Source organism: Cellulomonas sp. Y8 (assembly GCF_008033115.1).
Taxonomy (GTDB): Bacteria; Actinomycetota; Actinomycetes; order Actinomycetales; family Cellulomonadaceae; genus Cellulomonas.
The window spans coordinates 3,213,072-3,228,171 of sequence record NZ_CP041203.1 but is presented as its reverse complement, the minus strand read 5'-3'; the positions used below and the strand labels follow the sequence as shown (position 1 = coordinate 3,228,171).

The following is a 15,100-nucleotide window of genomic DNA, read 5'->3' as shown; positions in this document are numbered from 1 at the left end:
CCTCAGTGGGCGACATGCCCCCCGGATCGGTCCGGCTCGTCGGGTTCTGACCGGTTCGTCCGGCTCGATCCGGGGGAAGCGCTCGCCCGTCCGGGTGGTGCTCCCGTCAGCGCTCCTCGACCGGGACGAAGGTCCGCTCCGGGGAGCCCGAGTAGACCTGGCGCGGCCGGCCGATCTTGGTCTGCGGGTCGGTCATCATCTCCCGCCACTGCGCGATCCAGCCGGGCATCCGGCCGAGCGCGAACAGCGGTGTGAACATCCGCTCGTCGAAGCCCATGGCCTTGTAGATCAGGCCCGTGTAGAAGTCGACGTTCGGGTAGAGCTTGCGCGAGATGAAGTAGTCGTCGGACAGCGCGATCTCCTCGAGGGTGCGCGCGATGTCCAGCAGCTCGTTGTCCTTGCCCAGCGCGGCGAGGACGGCGTCGGCGCTCTCCTTCACGATGGCGGCGCGCGGGTCGTAGTTCTTGTAGACCCGGTGCCCGAAGCCCATGAGCCGGACGCCCTGCTCCTTGTTCTTCACCCGGCGCATGAACTCGGTGGCGTCGCCGCCGTTCGCCTGGATCTCGGCGAGCATCTTGAGCACGGCCTCGTTGGCGCCGCCGTGCAGCGGGCCGGACAGGGCGTTGATGCCCGCCGCGACCGAGGCGTACAGGTTCGCGTGGCTCGACCCGACGATGCGGACCGTCGAGGTCGAGCAGTTCTGCTCGTGGTCGGCGTGCAGGATGAGCAGCTTGTCGAGCGCGCGCACCACGGTGGGGTCGACGTCGTACTGCTGGTACGGGACGGCGAACGTCATCCGCAGGAAGTCCTCGATGTACCCGCGCGAGTAGTCCGGGTACAGCAGCGGCTCGCCGCGGGACGTGCGGTGCAGGTACGAGGTGATCGTCCGGGTCTTCGCGAGGATGAGCACGGTCGCGAGCTCGACGGTCGCCGGGTCGAACGGGTCGAGCGACTCCGGGTAGAAGGTCGGGAGCGCGTTGATCGCGGACGACATCACCGCCATCGGGTGCGCGCCGGACGGGAACGTGCCCATGAACGTCCGGAAGTTCTCGTGCACGAACGTGTGCCGGTTGATCCGCTCGACGAACGCCTCGAGCTGGTCCGTCGTCGGCAGCTCGCCGTTGATGAGCAGGTAGGCGACCTCGAGGAACGACGACCGCTCCGCGAGCTGGTCGATCGGGTAGCCGCGGTAGCGCAGGATGCCCGCGTCGCCGTCGATGTAGGTGATCTGCGACTCGCAGGACGCGGTGTTCATGAAGCCGGGGTCGACGGTGACGAGGCCGGTCTCGCGCAGCAGCGACGACACGACGACGCCGTCGTTGCCCTCGGTCGCGCGCACCACCGGCAGGTCGTGCGGGGTGCCGTCGACGACCAGCTGGACAGGCTCGGTGGTGACGTCGGACATGGCGCTCCTCCTCGGGCGGTGTGCGGGGCTTCGGACCTCGGTCCGGTCCGCGAGGTCGTGCAGGTCAGGTCGCCGGCGGCCGCTGCGGTGCGGGCGCGCGCCACGGGGGTGGCTCGGCCTGCGACGAGGCTACGTGCCGTCCGCGGGCGGAACCATCCCGGGAGCAGCGCGAGGCGCTGTGACGAGGGTCACACGGCCGGTCGCAGGTCGCGCCGCGTCCGCACCGGACCCTGCGGCGTCAGCGCGCGTCGACCGCCGCCAGCCGCGCGACCGCCGCCGCGATCCGCTCGTCCGTCCCGGTCAGCGCCACGCGCACGTGCCGCGGGGCGCCGTAGAACGAGCCGGGCGCGACCAGGATGCCGCGCTCCGCCAGCCGGCCGACGGTGGCCCAGCAGTCGTCGTCGCCCGAGGCCGGCCGCGCCCACAGGTACAGGCCCGCCGCGGACCGGTCGACGACGAGGCCCGCGCCCACGAGGGCGCCGAGCAGCGCCGAGCGCCGGGCGCGGTACCGCTCGCGCTGCTCGGCCACGTGCGCGTCGTCGCCGAGCGCGACGGTCATCGCCGCCTGCACCGGGGCCGGGACGATCATGCCGACGTGCTTGCGGGTGGCGAGGAGGTCGGCGACCAGCGCCGGGTCCCCCGCGGCGAACGCCGCGCGGTAGCCCGCCAGGTTCGACTGCTTGGACAGCGAGTACAGCGCCAGCAGACCCGACACGTCGCCGCCGGTGACCCGCGGGTCCAGCACGCTCGGCACGCCGGCGGTCGCCCAGGGCTCGTCCCAGGCCAGCTCGGCGTAGCACTCGTCCGACGCCACGACGACGGGTCGGCCGGTGCGCGCGGCCGCGTCGCGGGCGGCCTCGACCACCGCGCGCAGCTCGTCCACGCCCAGCACCCGGCCGTCCGGGTTGCCCGGCGAGTTCAGCCAGACCAGACGCACCCGGTCGCCGTCCGGCCCTGCGAGCAGCGCCGCCGGGTCGTCGGTCGCGACCGGCTCCGCGCCGGCCAGGCGCGCGCCCACGTCGTACGTCGGGTAGGCCGCGGCGGGGTGCGCGACCAGGTCGCCCGCGCCCAGGCGCAGCAGCGCGGGCAGCAGGGCGACGAGCTCCTTGGAGCCGACGGTCGGCAGCACGCCCGCCGGGTCCAGCCCCGGGACGCCGCGTCGGCGGGCGTACCAGGCGACGACGGCGTCGCGCAGCGCCGGGGTGCCCCAGGTCTGCGGGTAGCCCGGCGCGTCGGACGCGTCGGCCAGCGCGCGCCGCACCACCTCGGGCGTCGGGTCCACCGGCGTGCCCACGGACAGGTCGACGATCCCGTCCGGGTGCGCGCGCGCCCGGTCGCCGTACGCCGTCAGGGTGTCCCAGGGGAAGTCCGGCAGCGCGCCGGTGTGCAGGCCCACGCGCCTACTCGCCGTGCACCTGGAGCGGCAGCGTCGCGATGACGGGGTGGTCCTTCTCGATCACGCCCATCTTGGCCGCGCCGCCGGGCGAGCCGAGGTCGTCGAAGAACTCGACGTTCGCCTTGTAGTACTCGCTCCACTGCTCGGGGACGTCGTCCTCGTAGTAGATGGCCTCGACGGGGCAGACCGGCTCGCAGGCGCCGCAGTCCACGCACTCGTCGGGGTGGATGTACAGCGAGCGCTTGCCCTCGTAGATGCAGTCGACCGGGCACTCCTCGATGCACGCCTTGTCCTTGACGTCCACGCAGGGCTGGGCGATCACATACGTCACGGTGTCCTCCACACGCCCCGGCCTCGGCGGTCGGGCGCGGTCCGGGTCGGCTCGGGCTGGCTGCTCCTAGTATCGCTCACCTGCGCACGACCGGCGCAGCAGGGCACGAGGAGACGGGACCACACGTGAGCGGCGACGACGCGAACCGCCCGGGGGGCACCCCGGCCGACGCCCTTTGGCGCGCCTGGCGGACCGGCCAGCGGGTGGTCGTCCGGCGCCGGCTGCCCGCCGGGGAGCCGCAGCCCTACACCGACGTGCTCGGCGACCTGCTGGCGGTGGACGACGACGGCGTCACCGTCCGGACGCGTCGCGCGGGGGACGTCCGGGTGCCGGGCGCCGAGATCGCGCTGGGCAAGGTCGTGCCGCCCGCCCCGGAGCGGCGCCCGCGGCGCTGACCGGCGCGACCCGCCCCCGCGGGCGGCGCGGCTCAGCCCGCCGGTGCCGCCGTGGCCGGGTCCGCCCCGCACACCACCTTGTTCTGCGCCTTGTACGTCCACGTCGACGGCTCGACCGCCACGACCTCGCCGTTGAGCTTGATCGTCCGGGTGTTCGTGATCCGGAAGCCCGGGTTGCCCGCGGACTGCGGCGAGCACGTCGCCGACTGCGAGTACACCGTGGTCGGCTGCACGACGTTCGTCTTGGGCCCGGCCTCGGTGGTCACCTCGAAGTACGGGGTGCTCCAGATCTTCACCCACGTCTTGCCGTCCGCGACGTACGCCTGGACGAGCGCGCCGTAGGGCGTCGTGTTCTTCCACCGCATGTCGAGCGTGCCGGTGAACAGCGTCGCCTCGCGGCCGGCGGGGTACCGGGTGAACCACTCGGAGTGCGGCTTGTGCTCCACGTCCTCCATGCCGGCGAAGTACGCCGCGTTGTACGTGGTCGTGGACAGCTGGGAGAGCCCGCCGCCCCACGCGTCGGTGTGCTCGCCGCTGACGATCGCGCCGGCGGTGGTGAACCCGTGGGCGGCGTCGATCGGGCCGAGCGCGTCGGTGAGGCTGAACGTCTCCCCCGGCCGGACCAGCGTGCCGGAGATCGCGGCCGCGCCGGCGGCGATGTTCTGGGTGCGCCGGGGCTCGGAGGTCAGCGGGGTGGAGAACTCCGAGACGACCGTGGTCACGCCGAGGGCCTGCAGCGCCTCGGTGGTCTGCGCCGGGTCGGACTCGACGAGCTCGACCGGCGCGTTCCGCTGGTCGGCCTGGGTCGCCGCCGCCACGGCCGTCGCGAGCGCCGCCGGGTCCAGCGTGGTGCCGGGGGTGCCCGGCACGATCACCGGGGCGCCGTCCTGGAACTCGAACCGCGCGTCGGAGGCGGTGGTGAGCAGGTCCGTCGAGCGGGCGAGCACGGCAGCGGACAGGGCGGCGCCGTCCATCTGGAGCACCAGCTCGTCGCCCTGGGGCACCATCGACGCCGTCGCCGCGAGCACGTCGACCGGCAGCTCGACGGTCTGGCCCGCGACCTGGACGGCGACGGGGGCCGCCACGACCCGCGACGCCACCTCCTGCAGGGCCGCGTCGGTCGCCTCCTGGGTGATCGTGGGGCCGACCACCTCGGTGGCGAGCTCGAGCGGGCGGGCCGCGGTCAGCCAGGTGTCGACCAGCGTGCTGCGCACGGCGTCGTCGTCCAGGGCCCAGCCGTCCTCGGCGGCGACCGCGTGCGCCTCGCCGTCCGCGAACGCGATCGAGCCGTCGACGGGCGCGAGGGTGAGCGAGCCGGACAGCTGCTCGACCGCGGCGTCCAGCGCCCCCTCGTCGACGACCGTCACCGGCGCCTCGGCGCCGCCGCCCACGACGTGCCGCCACAGCCGCTGGGGTCGCAGGTCCGCGCCGGTGAGCCGGTCCACGGTCGCCGCGGCGTCGAACGTCAGGCCCGCGGTGGCCGGGTCGACCGTGCCGGACATGTCCTGCGCGCTCACCGGCACCGGCTGGGTCGCGAGGTCGCCGAGCTCGTCGGTCAGGGCCCGCTCGGCCCGCGCCGCGGTCATGCCGCCGATCTCGACGCCCGCGACGGTGGTGCCCCGCGGGACGCGGTCGGCCAGGGCGAAGGACGCGCCGACGTAGGCGCCCGCGAGCACCACGACGATCCCGCCGACGACCAGCGTCGGGCGCAGCCAGCGCCGCGGACGCTCGGGCTCGAACTCGTCGAGCGGGGACCACGACTCGGCGGGACCCTCGCCGTCCACGACGGGCTCGGTGCCCTCCGCGCTGCCCTTCGCCATCCAGCTCCCCCTCGCGAGTGCGCGGCGCCGGGATCAGGGCACCGCGACCGCCGATTCTACGGCCGCCGGCTGTCCCCGACCCGTGCCACCGTCCCGGTTTGGGCGCATTCCCAGGTCACGACTTCGCAACGGCGCCCGACCGGCGGGCGCCGGACCGCCAGCGGTGGCGCGCCGGGCGGGGGCGCCGGTCAGCGCAGCCCGCGCACCCGGCGGCGCAGGTGCACCAGCGAGCCCGCCGAGGGGTCGCCCTCGCGCGACTCGAGCACGTCCGCCAGCACCACGTCGTGGTCCCCCGCCGGCACGATCTGCGCGGTCCGGCACTCGAACCACGCGGCCGCGCCCTGCACCCAGGCGGCGCCCGACCGCGGCGCCGCGACGTGCGGCACCCGCGCCAGCTGTCCGACGGCGGGGCGGCCGGGCGAGGCGAGCCAGTCGGCGACCGGCCCCTGGTCGTCCGCCAGCACGCTGACCGCCCACGTGTCGACCTCGTCGAGCGCGTCGCGCAGCCGCGCGTCCTGGTGCACGCAGAGCAGCAGCATCGGCGGCTCGAGCGAGACCGACGTCAGCGCCGAGGCCGTCATCGCGTGGTCGGTGCCCTTCCAGCGCACGGACACCACCACCACGCCCGCGGGCAGCCGACCCATCGCGGCGCGGAAGGCGTCCGTGGCCGCGGCGTCGGCGGCCGTGGCCCCGCCGGACCCGTCGCCGTAGAGCGGGTCGACCTCGGTCACGGGGTGCTCGGCCCGCGGCGCAGCGGCACGTCCGCGAACCAGCGGCGCGGCGCCAGGGCCACCGCCAGCGCGACCACGAGCGCCCCGAGCGCCCACGTCCAGCCGAGCACGGCGTCCCCTCCCGGCACCAGCACGTCCCCGCCCGGCCCGAACCCGGACAGCACCTGCACGCTGCCGAACAGCCCGACCAGCAGCCCGACCGACGCCACCCAGCCGCCCCAGGCCCGCACCGTCACCGACGCGGCGAGCACGAGCAGCAGGCAGACGACGACGCCCCAGGGCCGCACCGAGCGGTGCATGACGGTGCCGACGGCGCCCACGAGGACGCCGAGCAGCAGGGCGCCGAGGGCGCGGAGGACCATCCGGGTCGTCAGGGGCTGCACGCGCGCCAGGCTACCCCGCGCGGCTCAGGGCAGCGGGAGCGGGCCGGCGGGGGCGCGGCCCGGGGCCCAGGCGTACGACTCCCGCGGCAGGACCGGGGCGAGCACGAGGTTCGACAGGGCGTAGCAGGCCACGGCGTCCGGGTGGTCGAGCGGCGTGACCGCCTGGACCTGGGTGGCGTGCGCGCGCAGCGCCGCGAGCAGGCGGTCCCGGACAGGCAGCACCTCCACGACCAGGTCCGCGGGCGCGTCGGTCGCGACCGACGGCAGCGGGCCCGCCGGGTCGGGCAGCTCGAGCGGGCCCTCGCGGGTCGCCCGGCGGTCGTCCGCGGCGGCGGCCAGCACGGCCCGGGCGGTCGGGTCGGCGGCGAGGGCGGCGTACCCCGCGCGCAGGGCGTCGGCGGGGGCCACGGCCCACGCGACGGCGGGCGCCCAGCCGCCCGCGCCGGCGGCCAGCTCCACCGCCCGCATCGTGAGCGCGTGCGCCCGCACGTGGTCCGGGTGCCCGTACCCGCCGCCCGGCTCGTAGGTCACGACCAGGTCCGGCCGCCGCTCGCGCAGCAGCCCGGCCAGCCGCCCCGCGGCGACGTCGAGCGGCACGCCCACGAGCGCGCGGGCGGGCACCTCCCCCGCGGCCCCGGCACGCCCGGTCCCGACCCAGCTCATCCCCGAGTCCTCGTACCGCGCTCCCGGCACCCCCTGCGCCGAGCGGGCAGACGATGTCCCCTCGACGGGCGCGGAGGGGACATCGTCTGCCCGCTCGGCGAGGTCGGCGGGGTGGGCGGGGTCCGCGGGGTGGGCGGGCTCCGCCGGGAGCGGGAGGGCGTCGAGGAAGTGCTGGGTCGCGCCCAGGGACGCGACCGCCGCGGCCAGCTCGCGCTCGCGGTGCCGTGCCAGCGCCTCGCCGTCGCCCTCCAGGGCCGCCGACCGCGCGCCGATCACCTCGCCGCGCTCGCCTCGGGTGCAGGTCACCACGGTCGCGGAGAGCCCGGCCGCGGCCCAGGTCGCGAGCAGCGCCCCGGTCGACAGCGTCTCGTCGTCCGGGTGCGCGTGCACCGCGAGCACGCCACCCGTGCGGGTCGGCGTGCTCGCGGCGTCGGTCATGCGCGCAGGCGTCAGGCGCGCTTGGTGCGGGCCACGGCCCGGGCGCGCTCCGTCTGGTCCAGGATCACCTTGCGGATGCGGACGACCTCGGGGGTCACCTCGACGCACTCGTCCTCGCGGGCGAACTCCAGCGACTCCTCGAGGGTCAGGTGCCGCGGCGGCACCAGGTTCTCGAAGTTGTCGGCCGTGGAGGAGCGCATGTTGGTGAGCTTCTTCTCCTTGGTGATGTTGACGTCCATGTCCTCGGCGCGGGAGTTCTCGCCGACGATCATGCCCTCGTAGACCTCCTGCGTCGGGTCGACGAAGAACGACCCGCGCTCCTGCAGGTTGATCATCGCGAACGGCGTCACGGCGCCGGCGCGGTCGGCGACCAGCGAGCCGGCGACCCGGGTCTCGATCGGGCCCGCCCACGGCTCGTAGCCCTCGGCGATCGACGAGGCGATGCCGGTGCCGCGGGTGTCGGTGAGGAACCGGGTGCGGAAGCCGATGAGGCCGCGCGACGGGACCAGGAACTCCATGCGGACCCAGCCGGTGCCGTGGTTCGACATCGTCTCCATGCGGCCCTTGCGCTGCGCGAGCAGCTGCGTGACGGCGCCCAGGTACTCCTCGGGCACGTCGATCGTCATGCGCTCGACCGGCTCGTGCACCTTGCCGTCGATCTTCTTGGTGACGACCTGGGGCTTGCCGACGGTGAGCTCGAAGCCCTCGCGGCGCATCTGCTCGACCAGGATCGCCAGGGCGAGCTCGCCGCGGCCCTGGACCTCCCAGGCGTCGGGGCGGTCGGTCGGGACGACGCGGAGCGACACGTTGCCGATGAGCTCCGAGTCGAGGCGGTCCTTGACCTGGCGGGCGGTGACCTTGTGGCCCTTGCCGCCCTTGCCGGCCAGCGGCGAGGTGTTGATGCCGATGGTCATCGAGATCGCCGGGTCGTCGACCGTGATGAGCGGCAGCGGCCGCGGGTCGTCGGGGTCGGTCAGGGTCTCGCCGATGGTGATGTCGGCGATGCCCGCGACCGCGACGATGTCGCCAGGGCCGGCCTTCTCGGTCGGGACGCGGTCGAGCGCCTTGGTCTCGAGCAGCTCGGTGATGCGGACGTTCTGCATCGTGCCGTCGTGCCGCGCCCAGGCCACGGTCTGGCCCTTGGTGAGCTCGCCGTTGAAGATGCGGAGCAGCGCGAGCCGGCCGAGGAACGGCGAGGCGTCGAGGTTGGTGACGTGCGCCTGCAGCGGCGCGCCCTCGGTGTAGGTCGGCGCCGGGATCTTCTCGAGGATCGTCTGGAACAGCGGCTCCAGGTTCTCCGAGTCCGGCAGGCCGCCGTCGGCGGGCTGGGCGAGCGAGGCGCGGCCGGCCTTGGCGGCGGCGTACACGACCGGGACGTCGAGGATCGCGTCGAGGTCCAGGTCCTCGACCTCGTCGTGCAGGTCGGACGCCAGGCCCAGCAGCAGGTCGGTCGCCTCGGCGACGACCTCGGTGATGCGGGAGTCCGGGCGGTCGACCTTGTTGACGACCAGGATGACCGGGAGCTTCGCGGCCAGCGCCTTGCGCAGCACGAACCGGGTCTGGGGCAGCGGGCCCTCGGACGCGTCGACGAGCAGCACGACGCCGTCGACCATCGACAGGCCGCGCTCGACCTCGCCGCCGAAGTCGGCGTGGCCCGGGGTGTCGATCACGTTGATCGTGATGCCACCGGGCTCGCCCGCCGCGGCCGCCGCGGGGCCGGCGTACCGGACCGCGGTGTTCTTCGCGAGGATGGTGATGCCCTTCTCGCGCTCGAGGTCGCCCGAGTCCATCGCGCGCTCGTCCACGTGGGCGTGCGCACCGAAGGCGCCGGACTGGTGGAGCATCGCGTCGACCAGCGTGGTCTTGCCGTGGTCGACGTGCGCGACGATCGCGACGTTGCGCAGGTCGCCGCGCACGCGCGTGCCCGTGGGCGAGGTGGGCACAGTCATGTCAGGACTCGTTTCCGCGAGGAAGTGGGGAGATGAGGGGCGCGACGACGTCGAGCGCCGATCGATTGTACGCGCACGCGCGCCCCGGCACGAGGAGGGGTCGTGCCGGGGCGCGCGTGGTGCTGCTGCGAGGGCTCAGACGCCCGAGCCGCCGCGGGGGCGGATGTTGCCGTCGTAGCGGCCCGCGTTGGTGATCTGCTCGTCCTCGAACGCCTGCACGCGCTCCCCGTCGGCCACCGCGGCCTGCGCGGCCGAGGTGCCGGCCGGGGCGGCCGCGGCCAGCAGCCGGTCCCGCTCCTCGCGGCGGAGCTTCTGCTCCGCCGGGTTCGGCACGGGGACGGCGGCGAGCAGGCGCCGGGTGTAGTCCTGCTGCGGCGAGCGGAGGATCTGCTCGCGCGGGCCGACCTCGACCAGGTCGCCCTTGCTCATCACGGCGATCCGGTTGGACAGGATCTCGACGACCGCGAGGTCGTGGCTGATGAACAGGCAGGCGAACCCGTACTCGCGCTGCAGCTCCTGGAACAGCTCCAGCACGCGCGCCTGCACCGACACGTCGAGCGCGGAGGTCGGCTCGTCGGCGATGAGCAGCTTGGGCGACAGGGCCAGGGCGCGGGCGATGCCGACGCGCTGGCGCTGGCCGCCGGACAGCTCGTGCGGGTAGCGGTTCCGCATGGCGCGGGGCAGGTGCACCCGGTCCAGCAGCGACTCGACCCGGCGGTCCAGGTCGGCGCCCGAGGCGATCTTGTGCAGCTTGAGCGGCTCGCCGATGGACTCGCCGATCGGCAGGCGCGGGTTCAGCGAGGAGCCCGGGTCCTGGAACACGATCGAGACGTCCTGGCGGACGGCGCGCAGGTCCTTCGGCTTGATGCCGGCCAGCTCGACGCCGTTGACCGAGAGCGAGCCGCCGGCCACCGGGAGCAGGCCGACCGCGGCGCGGCCGACGGTGGTCTTGCCGGAGCCGGACTCGCCGACCAGGCCGACGACCTCGCCCTTGCCGATGGTCAGGTCGATGCCGTTGATGGCGCGGAACGCGGGGACGCGACCGCGGCCCGGGTACTCGATGACCAGACCCTTGGCCTCGAGCGCGAAGCCCGGGGCGGCGGCCGGCGCGGCGGTGCCGAACGGGTCGACGCCCGCGCGCTCGGTGACCTGCACGGTGCCCTCGGCCTCGGCCACCGGGTGCTCGCCGTGCAGGCCCTGGGCGGCGTACGTCTCGGAGCCGAGGTGCGGGACCGCGTCGAGCAGCTGGCGGGTGTACTCGTGCTGCGGGCGGTTGAACACCTCGTCCGCCGAGCCCGACTCCACGACGCGGCCGTTCTTCATCACCATGACGCGGTCGGACAGGTCCGCGACCACGCCCATGTCGTGGGTGATGAGGATGATGCCGGCGTCGACGCGGTGCCGCAGGTCGCGCATGAGCTTGAGGATCTCGGCCTGGACGGTGACGTCGAGGGCCGTGGTCGGCTCGTCCGCGATGAGCAGCTTGGGCTCGCAGGCGAGCGCCTGGGCGATCATCGCGCGCTGCCGCTGGCCGCCGGAGAGCTGGTGCGGGTACTTGTCGACCGACTCCTCCGGGTTCGGCAGATCGACGAGGCGCAGCAGCTCGATCGCGCGCTCGCGCGCCTGCTTCGGCGTCATGTCGAAGTGCACGCGCAGGGTCTCGATGATCTGGAACCCGACGGTGTACACCGGGTTCAGCGCCGTCATCGGCTCCTGGAAGATGACGGCGACCTCGTTGCCGCGCACCCGGCTGAGCTGCTTGTGGTTCAGCCCGAGCAGCTCCCGGCCCGCCAGCTTCGCCGAGCCGGACGAGCGGCCGTTCGGGGGCAGCAGGCCGATCAGCGACATCGACGACTGGGTCTTGCCGGAGCCGGACTTGCCGACGATCGCGAGGACCTCGCCCGGGCGGACGTCGTAGCTGACGTCCTGGGCGGCCGGGAACCACTCGCCGTCGACGAAGAACTCGACCGTGAGGTCGCGGACCTCGAGGATCGGCGCCTTGGCGCCGGGGGCCGGGGTGCCCGGGCCGCCGGGGGCGGTGGCGAAGTCAGTGGACACGGTTCACGAGATCCTTCCGTGGGACGACCCGATGTGGGCGGGCCGCGCGACGTCGAGAGGGGCGGTCGTCCGCTGGTCTGGGACGATGGCCGCATGGTCTCGGCGGACGTGGTGGAGTACAGGCCGGCCTTCGGCCGGGTTCTGGCGGTGGTCGTGGCGGTCCTGGGCCTCGGTGGCCTCGTGACCGGGCTGGTGGCCGACGCGGGGGCCACGTGGCCCTACGTGGCACCGGTGGTGCTGGTGGTGCTCTGGGTCTGGGCGGCCTACTGGCGCCCGGCCGTGCTGGTCAGCCCCGCGGGCGTCGAGCTCCGGAACGTCACCCGGACGATCGAGCTGCCCTGGCCGACGATCCAGCGGGTCGACACCCGCTACGCGCTCACGCTGCACACCGCCTACGGCGACTACGCCGCGTGGGCGGCGCCGGCGCCGAGCCGGGCCCGGGTGGCCACCGCCGGCAAGGACGACGTGGCGAACCTCCCCGGCTCGACCTACGGCCCCGGCGGCACCGTGCGCCCCGGCGACCTCGCGTCGAGCGCCTCCGGCCAGGCGGCCCTCATCGTGCGGGCCCGCTGGGAGGAGCTGCGCGACGCGGGCGTCCTGGACGACCCCCGCCTCGAGCGCGCGACCCCGCGGGTCCGCTGGCACGCCGGCACGCTGGCCGCGATCGCCGTGCTGATCGCGGCCAGCGTGCTGACCGTGGCGCTCTGACACGTCAGGCCCTGGCCGCGGCCCGCGCCTGGGACTTGGCCTTGCGCGCGTCCGCACGGGCCAGGGCCCGCCTGGTCGGGATGCGCCGCTGCCGCGGGTCGAAGGCGTCCCGCAGGCCGTCACCGATGAAGTTCACGCAGAGCGCGATCGTCACGATGAACAGGCCTGGCCACCAGAACAGCCAGGGCCGCGTGGCGAACGCGGTCTGGTACTCGTTGATGAGCTGCCCCAGGGAGACCTCGGGGCTGTTGATGCCGAAGCCCAGGTACGACAGCGCGGTCTCGAGCAGGATCGCCGAGGCCATGAGCAGCGTCGCGTTGACGATGATCACGCCGACGGCGTTCGGCAGGATGTGCTTGAACATGATCCGGCCGTTCGAGGCGCCGGCCACGCGGGCCGCGTCCACGAACTCCCGCTCGCGCAGGGTGAGGAACTGGCCGCGCACGAGCCGCGCCATGTTCGTCCACGACACCAGCGACAGGGCGATGGCCAGCGACCACGGGTTCGCGCCGCCGACCAGCACGCCGAGGATGGCGCCGATCATGATGACCGGGATCGTGATGATCATGTCGGTGAACCGCATGAGCAGGTCGTCCAGGCGGCCGCGGAAGAACCCGGCCGCGGCGCCGACCAGCACGCCGATCGTGGTCGACAGCAGGCCGATGACGACCATGACCGTCAACGACTGCTGCGTGCCGCGCATGACCAGGGCGAAGCCGTCGTGGCCGATGTTGTCCTGGCCGAACGGGTGGTCGCCGAACTGGAACGAGCCGTTCTCGAAGCCCATCGTCGGGGCGCCGCCGGCGTTCACGATGTCGCTGGTCTCGCGGTAGCCGTACTTCCACCAGCCGGGGATCGGGCCCCAGCCGATGGACGTGGTCACCAGGATCACGACGCCGAGCAGGACGATCGCGGAGATCATCGCACCGCGGTGCCGGAGGAACCGCCGCAGGACGATGCGGCCCTGCGAGAGGCCCTCGACCTCCTTGAGCTCGATCGCGTTCTCGGTGTTCTCGACCGCGGCCTTCGGGTCGGTGATGCCCTCGTTCGGCTCGAGGGGAGGAGTGATGCTCATGAGTTCACCCGGATCCGGGGGTCGAGCGCCGCGTACACGAAGTCGACGACGATGTTGGCGAGGACGAGGAGCGTGCCGGTCACGAGGAAGTACCCCATGATCGGGTCCGCGTCCTTGGCGCCGAGGGACTTGATGAACAGCGCGCCCATGCCGCTCCACGAGAAGATGCGCTCGGTGATGATCGCGCCGCCGAACAGGGCCGCGATGTCGAGCGGCACGACGGTCGCGAGCGGGATCAGCGCGTTGCGGAAGGCGTGCCGCGTGGTGACGACCCGCTCCGACAGGCCCTTGGCCCGCGCGGTGCGGATGTAGTCCTGGTTCATCACCTCGAGCAGGCTCGCCCGGGAGTACCGGGTGTAGCTCGCGAACGAGATGAGGATCAGGGCGATCGTCGGCAGGATCAGGTGCGTGAACTTGTCGAGCGACTCCACCCAGAAGTCGCCGGACAGGCCCGGCGTCTGCGACCCGATGGTCGCGATCGGCCGGCCGTTGATCTGAGAGGCGTTCGAGTACGGGTACCAGACCGCCATGACGCGGTCGACGAACAGCAGCACGCCGACGCCGACCGCGGTGACCGCGGCGGCACGCATCGAGACGACGCGGTCGTAGCCGCCGAACAGGTAGCCGACCACGAGGCCCACCGCGAGGGCGGCGACGGCGAGCAGCGCCATCAGGCCCCAGCTCGCGTTCACGAACGCGTACTGCAGCGGGTAGTAGAGCGCGGCGCCGATCGCGGCGGTGGTGAGGGACGCGTACAGCGCGCGGCGGTTCTGCAGGCCGGCGGTCAGCGCCACGATGCCGAACGCGATGCCCACGCCGAGGGCGAGGACGCCCACCAGGCCGAGGCTCGGGTTCAGCAGCCACCCGGTGTTCGAGATGAACAGCAGCGCGGCGGCCGTCGCGACGACCGCGGCGCCGAACGAGACCCAGCGGGTGCGCGTCGTGCCGCCGATGATCGACGACCACAGCACGCCGGAGATCACCGACAGCAGGGCGATCCACAGCGGCGGGACGTGCGGGTCCGCCAGGAAGTCGTTGAAGCCGATGGCGCCCCAGAGCTTGAGCAGCACGGCGACCCAGAAGGACGGCAGCGAGTACAGGACGAACGACATGAACGTCACGCTGTAGTCGAAGCGCGTGTACTGGCGCAGGGCCGACACGATGCCGACGAGGACGCCGAGGCCGATCGCGAGGAACGTCGACGCGGCGACGAGCTGGACGGTGCTCGGGATCGCGGAGCTCAGCAGGGCGGAGACCGGCTGCCCCGTGACCCAGCTGGAGCCGAGGTCACCGGTGAGCAGCGAGCCCAGCCACTTGAAGTACCGGATCACCGGCGGGGTGTTCAGGTCCAGCGCCTGGATCCGTGCCGCGATCAGCGCCTCCTTGTTGGGGGCGGTGCTGGTCCGCAGCTCCTCGAGGGGGTCGAGGGAGTACGCGAGGAGCATGTAGACGATGAACGTCGCTCCGAGCAGCACGATCGCGGACGACACGAGGCGTCGCCCGAGGAACGTCAGGGTGGGCGCCGCGTTCCTGAACCAGGAACGGCGGGCCGTGACCGGTGCGTCGGGCGCGGAGCGCGCGCCGGAGGCACGGGTCGTCACAGAGGTGGCCATGGGGTCCTTGCCTCACGGGAAGGGGGGTACTCGCAAAGCGCAAGTGTAGGCACTCCCGGTAGGGGTGCTGCGCCTCGGGCCGGGGTCGGCCGTGAGTGCCGCTACGGCTGTGGTACTAGGGGGCACGGCAACGGG

At 73.7% G+C, this 15,100-nt stretch carries 13 protein-coding genes; 2 read left to right on the top strand and 11 right to left on the bottom strand.

Annotated features, from left to right (window positions below; genetic code table 11):
• Positions 1 to 106 precede the first annotated feature (106 nt).
• The 3 genes from FKM96_RS14590 to fdxA all read right to left on the bottom strand — a co-directional run bounded on the left by FKM96_RS14590 (position 107) and on the right by fdxA (position 3,132).
• Positions 107 to 1,405 carry a citrate synthase gene (locus FKM96_RS14590; protein ID WP_147795852.1) on the bottom strand — a complete coding sequence of 433 codons (1,299 nt, stop codon included), beginning with the start codon at positions 1,403 to 1,405 and terminating at the stop codon, positions 107 to 109.
• 238 nt (positions 1,406 to 1,643) lie between these two features.
• Positions 1,644 to 2,801, bottom strand: a complete 1,158-nt coding sequence (dapC, locus tag FKM96_RS14585; protein WP_147795851.1) for a succinyldiaminopimelate transaminase — start codon at positions 2,799 to 2,801, stop codon at positions 1,644 to 1,646.
• 4 nt (positions 2,802 to 2,805) lie between these two features.
• On the bottom strand, positions 2,806 to 3,132 hold the full coding sequence (gene fdxA / locus FKM96_RS14580) for a ferredoxin (RefSeq protein ID WP_147795850.1): 327 nt from the start codon (positions 3,130 to 3,132) through the stop codon (positions 2,806 to 2,808).
• 125 nt (positions 3,133 to 3,257) lie between these two features.
• Here fdxA and FKM96_RS14575 point away from each other — a divergent pair, with 125 nt between their 5' ends.
• The gene (locus tag FKM96_RS14575; RefSeq protein WP_246854992.1) at positions 3,258 to 3,527 is read left to right on the top strand and encodes a hypothetical protein; all 270 of its coding nucleotides are present in this window, start codon (positions 3,258 to 3,260) and stop codon (positions 3,525 to 3,527) included.
• A 32-nt stretch (positions 3,528 to 3,559) separates the two neighbouring features.
• Here FKM96_RS14575 and FKM96_RS14570 read toward each other — a convergent pair whose 3' ends face one another.
• The 6 genes from FKM96_RS14570 to FKM96_RS14545 all read right to left on the bottom strand — a co-directional run bounded on the left by FKM96_RS14570 (position 3,560) and on the right by FKM96_RS14545 (position 11,569).
• The gene (locus FKM96_RS14570; protein ID WP_147795849.1) at positions 3,560 to 5,347 is read right to left on the bottom strand and encodes a VanW family protein; all 1,788 of its coding nucleotides are present in this window, start codon (positions 5,345 to 5,347) and stop codon (positions 3,560 to 3,562) included.
• A gap of 188 nt (positions 5,348 to 5,535) precedes the next feature.
• Entirely contained in the window at positions 5,536 to 6,078 is a 543-nt protein-coding gene (locus FKM96_RS14565; protein WP_246854991.1) for a flavin reductase family protein, read from the bottom strand.
• Entirely contained in the window at positions 6,075 to 6,461 is a 387-nt protein-coding gene (locus tag FKM96_RS14560; RefSeq protein ID WP_147795848.1) for a hypothetical protein, read from the bottom strand. Before FKM96_RS14560 ends, FKM96_RS14565 begins: the two co-directional genes overlap by 4 nt.
• Before the next feature lie 24 nt (positions 6,462 to 6,485).
• Positions 6,486 to 7,562, bottom strand: coding sequence for a PIG-L family deacetylase (locus FKM96_RS14555; RefSeq protein ID WP_147795847.1), 1,077 nt, complete (start codon positions 7,560 to 7,562; stop codon positions 6,486 to 6,488).
• Positions 7,563 to 7,573: 11 nt separating this feature from the next.
• The gene (gene typA / locus FKM96_RS14550; RefSeq protein ID WP_147795846.1) at positions 7,574 to 9,511 is read right to left on the bottom strand and encodes a translational GTPase TypA; all 1,938 of its coding nucleotides are present in this window, start codon (positions 9,509 to 9,511) and stop codon (positions 7,574 to 7,576) included.
• Positions 9,512 to 9,646: 135 nt separating this feature from the next.
• Positions 9,647 to 11,569 carry an ABC transporter ATP-binding protein gene (locus tag FKM96_RS14545; RefSeq protein ID WP_147795845.1) on the bottom strand — a complete coding sequence of 641 codons (1,923 nt, stop codon included), beginning with the start codon at positions 11,567 to 11,569 and terminating at the stop codon, positions 9,647 to 9,649.
• A gap of 93 nt (positions 11,570 to 11,662) precedes the next feature.
• On the opposite strand from FKM96_RS14545, the gene FKM96_RS14540 reads away from it, so the two are divergent.
• Positions 11,663 to 12,277, top strand: a complete 615-nt coding sequence (locus FKM96_RS14540; protein ID WP_147795844.1) for a PH domain-containing protein — start codon at positions 11,663 to 11,665, stop codon at positions 12,275 to 12,277.
• Between the two features lie 4 nt (positions 12,278 to 12,281).
• Here the strand turns inward: FKM96_RS14540 and FKM96_RS14535 are convergent, their stop codons facing one another.
• Both FKM96_RS14535 and FKM96_RS14530 read right to left on the bottom strand, forming a co-directional pair.
• Entirely contained in the window at positions 12,282 to 13,352 is a 1,071-nt protein-coding gene (locus tag FKM96_RS14535) for an ABC transporter permease (RefSeq protein WP_147795843.1), read from the bottom strand.
• Positions 13,349 to 14,965: an ABC transporter permease gene (locus FKM96_RS14530; RefSeq protein ID WP_147795842.1), complete on the bottom strand. Its 1,617-nt coding sequence runs from the start codon at positions 14,963 to 14,965 to the stop codon at positions 13,349 to 13,351. Before FKM96_RS14530 ends, FKM96_RS14535 begins: the two co-directional genes overlap by 4 nt.
• Positions 14,966 to 15,100 lie beyond the last annotated feature (135 nt).

Bases quoted from the DNA above. Each gene is read 5' to 3' on its own strand.
- FKM96_RS14540 (WP_147795844.1), top strand. From the start codon at position 11,663: ATGGTCTCGGCGGACGTGGTGGAGTACAGGCCGGCCTTCGGCCGGGTT.
- FKM96_RS14535 (WP_147795843.1), bottom strand. From the start codon at position 13,352: ATGAGCATCACTCCTCCCCTCGAGCCGAACGAGGGCATCACCGACCCG.
- FKM96_RS14570 (WP_147795849.1), bottom strand. From the start codon at position 5,347: ATGGCGAAGGGCAGCGCGGAGGGCACCGAGCCCGTCGTGGACGGCGAG.
- FKM96_RS14590 (WP_147795852.1), bottom strand. From the start codon at position 1,405: ATGTCCGACGTCACCACCGAGCCTGTCCAGCTGGTCGTCGACGGCACC.
- typA (WP_147795846.1), bottom strand. From the start codon at position 9,511: ATGACTGTGCCCACCTCGCCCACGGGCACGCGCGTGCGCGGCGACCTG.
- FKM96_RS14530 (WP_147795842.1), bottom strand. From the start codon at position 14,965: ATGGCCACCTCTGTGACGACCCGTGCCTCCGGCGCGCGCTCCGCGCCC.
- FKM96_RS14555 (WP_147795847.1), bottom strand. From the start codon at position 7,562: ATGACCGACGCCGCGAGCACGCCGACCCGCACGGGTGGCGTGCTCGCG.